Here is a 2,993-nt window from a genome sequence, read left to right as displayed (position 1 = left end):
GTCCACCAGCCGGTCAGCTCCAGCCCGGCGGCCGACAGTTCCCCTCGCACCCCTTCCTGCCGGAACTTCGCGGACACCTCGGTGCGCGTTTCCTCGCCGACGGTGAAGTGGACGGCGAGGTCGAGGGCGGGGATCTTCACCGTCTGGGCGGTGCGGGAGCGCAGGCGCATTTCGATCCATTCGTGTTCGGCGTCCCACACCGCGACGTGGTCGAAGGCGTCCGGGTCGAAGTCGGCGCCGAGTTCGCGGTTGACGACGGTCAGGACGTTCTTGTTGAACGCGGCTGTCACTCCGGCGGTGTCGTCGTACGCGCGCACCAGCGCGGTCTGGTCCTTGACGAGGTCGGTGCCGAGCAGGAGTGCGTCGCCGGGGGAGAGCAGGGCCTGTATCCCGGTCAGGAAGCGGGCGCGCTCCTGGGGGAGCAGGTTGCCGATCGTGCCGCCGAGGAAGGCCAGGAGTCGGGGGCCGGGTGTGTCGGGCAGTGTGAGTTGGGTGGTGAAGTCGGCGATCAGGGCGTGCACGTTGAGTTCCGGGCGTTCGGCGGCCAGGGCTTGTCCGGCGTGCTCCAGTGCGCTGTCGCTGACGTCGACGGGTATGTAGCTGTGCAGGCCGGTCAGGGCGTCCAGCAGGAGGCGTGTCTTCTCGGAGGAGCCGGAGCCCAGTTCGATCAGGGTGCGGGCGGGCAGCGCGGCGGCGATCTCGTGGGCCCGGTCGGCGAGGATCTCGCGTTCGGCGCGGGTGGGGTAGTACTCGGGCAGTTCGGTGATCTGCTCGAACAGGTCGCTGCCGTGTGCGTCGTAGAACCACTTCGGCGGCAGGGTCTTGGGTTGGGCGGTCAGGCCTTCGCGGACGTCGGCGCGCAGAGCGGCGGCCATGGCGTCCTCGGGCAGGGTGCGGGTGACGTGGAACGGACTCAACGGCTCGGCTCCTCGGATGGTGCGGATGCCAGGTCCTCGGTGAGGTCCTTGAGCGGGGTGAGCAGGACGTCCTGGTGGCTCGCGGTGAGCAGGGTGTGGTCGGGGACCTCGCGCCAGCGTGGGTCGTCGTCGTAGGGTTCGGAGGCCACGACCGTGCTGTGGCCGGGTTCGGTGAGGTACCACAGGGTGTCGCCCCAGGCGGTGGCGGTGATGGTCCGGCCGTCGGTGAGCAGCAGGTTGAGGCGGGCGCCGGGGGCGGCGGAGGCGACTTCCGCGACGGTGTCGGCCAGGGCCTGGCCCGGTTCGTCGCCGCCGCGCAGCCGGGTCAGTGCCAGTGCCCACAGGAGTGCGGAGTCGTTGCGGGCCTCCAGTGACAGCAGGTCCTGTGCGGGCAGGGTGCGGGCGAGGTCCGCGAGGGAGCCGGGCCAGCCGGGGACGGCGCCGTTGTGGCTGAACAGCCACCGGCCGGCGGCGAAGGGCGCGGCGGCGGCCTCGGCGTCGGCTCCTGCCAGGGTGGCGTCGCGGACGGCGGCCAGCAGTGCGGTGGTGCGCACGACCCGGGCCAGGTCGGTGAAGGACAGATCGGCCCACACGGGTCCGGCGCGGCGGTAGCGGGCGGGGACCGGGTCGTCCGGGGCGTACCAGCCGATGCCGAAGCCGTCGGCGTTGACGGTTCCGTAGCGCTGTTTCCGGGGTGCCCACGACTGCCGGTACAGGCTGTGCGGCGGCTGCACCAGGAGCCGGCCGATCGCCTCCTCGGGCCCTACGTAGGCCAGGTGGCGGCACATCAGGAATCTCCCCGGTCGGCGGTGCGGGCGGTGCGGGCGGTGCGGAACCCGGAGAAGATCTGCCGCCGGATCGGATAGTCCCAGTTGCGGAAGGTGCCGCGGCAGGCCACTGCGTCCACGGCGAACGAACCGCCGCGCAGCACCTTGTACTCGGAGCCGAAGAACACTTCCGAGTACTCCTTGTAGGGGAAGGCGACAAAGCCCGGGTAGGGCGTGAAGTCGCTGGCCGTCCACTCCCACACGTCGCCGATCAACTGCCGCACGCCCAGCGGTGACTGGCCGGCGGGATAGCTGCCGGCCGGGGCCGGACGCAGATGCCGCTGGCCGAGGTTGGCATGCTCGGGGGAAGGGTCGGCGTCGCCCCAGGGGTAGCGCCTGGAGCGGTCGCCCGCCGGGTCGTGGCGGGCTGCCTTCTCCCACTCGGCCTCGGTGGGCAGCCGGCGCCCGGCCCAGCGGGCGTAGGCGTCGGCCTCGTACCAGCACACGTGCAGCACCGGCTCCTCGGGCGGCACGACCTCGGTGACGCCGAAGCGGCGCCGCAGCCACTGCCCGCCCTCACGCCGCCAGAACAACGGCGCGGTGATCTCGTTGCGGCGTATGTGGGCCCACCCTTCCCGGGTCCACCAGCGGGGGTCGTCGTAGCCGCCGTCCTGGATGAACGCCGTGTAGGCGCCGTTGGTGACGGGGGTGGTGTCGATCCAGAACGGCGGCACCTCACGCACATGCGCGGGCCGTTCGTTGTCCAGCGCCCACGGCTCGGTGGAGGTGCCCATGGTGAACGGGCCGCCGGCCACCAGCACTTCCGCCGGACCGGTGAACACGGGCACCGGCTCCGGGTCCGGCGCGGTCAACACCTGCGGACCCCGCCGCAGCTGATGAGTGATCAGCATCGTCTCGTCGTGCTGCTGCTCGTGCTGCGCGATCATCCCGAACGCGAAGCCCGCCTCGGTCAACCGCGTCCCACGGAACGCCGTCGACTCCAGCACGTCCATGACCCGGCCGCGTACCTCGGCGGCGTAGGAGCGGGCCTCCTGGGGGGCCAGCAGCGGAAGACTCGGGCGTTCGGACCGCGGGTGCTCGAAGGCGTCGTACAGGTTGTCGATCTCGGGCCGCATCGCCTCCCGGCCACCGACCGTGCGCAGCAGCCACAACTCCTCCTGATTGCCGATGTGCGCCAGGTCCCACACCAACGGCGACATCAACGGCGAGTGCTGCGCGGTGAGATCGGGCTCCTCGACGCAACTGGTCAGCAGCGTCGTACGCTCCCGGGCGGTGATCAGCGAGGCGA

The 2,993-nt window shown here is 71.4% G+C and carries 3 protein-coding genes; all 3 read right to left on the bottom strand.

Going from position 1 to position 2,993, the window contains the following annotated elements:
* Positions 1-917, bottom strand: a 917-nt coding sequence (gene egtD / locus ACWDUZ_RS38465) for an L-histidine N(alpha)-methyltransferase (protein WP_451636473.1), incomplete at its 3' end; no start/stop codon positions are given.
* Positions 914-1,705, bottom strand: coding sequence for an ergothioneine biosynthesis protein EgtC (gene egtC / locus ACWDUZ_RS38460; RefSeq protein WP_451636472.1), 792 nt, complete (start codon positions 1,703-1,705; stop codon positions 914-916). The genes egtC and egtD, both read right to left, overlap by 4 nt.
* The coding region (gene egtB, locus ACWDUZ_RS38455; protein ID WP_451636471.1) for an ergothioneine biosynthesis protein EgtB at positions 1,705-2,993 on the bottom strand (1,289 nt) is incomplete at its 5' end. The genes egtC and egtB, both read right to left, overlap by 1 nt.

The sequence above is a fragment of the Streptomyces sp. NPDC003393 genome (assembly GCF_053589015.1).
Note: the sequence above shows the minus strand (reverse complement) of the source record. Positions and strands in the feature narration are given on the sequence as shown.

Coding starts and splice junctions, on each gene's coding strand:
- egtC (WP_451636472.1), bottom strand. CDS start 1,705: ATGTGCCGCCACCTGGCCTACGTAGGGCCCGAGGAGGCGATCGGCCGG.